We start from the raw sequence: 287 nt of genomic DNA on the forward strand, positions 1-287 counted from the left end.
GCCCGAGTCCGTCCTGGCGGCGCTCGACGGGTTCCCCGCCGTCGCGGACGGCGCCGACTTCATCGCGGAGAACCGCGCCTTCCACATCGCCCTCGCCGAGGCGTCGGGGAACCGCCGCATGGCCGCGACCGTGCGCGACCTCGTCGAGCAGGCGGACCGGCTCGTCCGGGTCAGCCTCGACGGCATCCGCGGGCGCGACCCGGCGCAGCTGGTGGACGAGCACGCCGCCACCATCGACGCCGTGCAGCGGCGCGACGGGCGCGGGGCGCGCCGCCTCGTGCGCGCGC

Annotated in this window: 1 protein-coding gene; it reads left to right on the forward strand. The window is 78.4% G+C overall.

Going from position 1 to position 287, the window contains the following annotated elements:
• On the forward strand, window positions 1-287 hold a 287-nt coding region (locus ACLBXO_RS32225), incomplete at both ends, for an FCD domain-containing protein (protein WP_447687969.1).

The organism is Methylobacterium sp. C33D (assembly GCF_053345825.1).